Genomic DNA, 497 nt, shown 5'->3' with positions numbered 1-497 from the left:
GCTTCAGGCAGGCGATGAACTGCGTGACGGCCGGCGTCGGCAGCAGGTCGCGGCGCGACAGGATCGACAGTTCGTAGTTCGGCAGCGTCTCCTCGATGGCGGCGATGCGGATTCCCAGCGGCGCGACCATCTCGGCCAGCGGCTTGGTGAAGCAGCCGATCACGTCCGAGCGCGACACCAGGCCGAGCGTGACCGAGAACGAGGAGGGCGCGCGCAGCAGGCGGCGGGGCAGCGGCAGCCCGTGGGTGGTGAACATCGCCATCATGACGCTGTGCGGAAAATCCTCGGCGTCGACCGTCACGATCCATTCGGCGTCGAGCAGCTCGGCGAGGCTGCGTGCCCTGGCGAGCGGATGGCCGGCGCGCATCACGATCACGAATTCGGTCGACAGCAGCGGCGTTTGCACGAACTCGCGATCGAGCGCCGGGATGTGATGGATCGCGGCCAGGTCGAGCGTGCCGTTGCCGAGCTGCGTCATGGCCTCGGGCACCGACAGC

General features: G+C 68.6%; 1 protein-coding gene. It reads right to left on the bottom strand.

The genetic code is table 11. The features are described 5' to 3' along the window. A partial coding sequence (locus HWX25_RS32960; protein ID WP_244138841.1) for a LysR substrate-binding domain-containing protein occupies window positions 1–497 on the bottom strand: 497 nt, incomplete at both ends.

Origin of the sequence: Burkholderia sp. BCC1640 (assembly GCF_902833125.1) — a bacterium.
Classification (GTDB): Bacteria; Pseudomonadota; Gammaproteobacteria; order Burkholderiales; family Burkholderiaceae; genus Burkholderia; species Burkholderia diffusa.
Note: the sequence above shows the minus strand (reverse complement) of the source record. Positions and strands in the feature narration are given on the sequence as shown.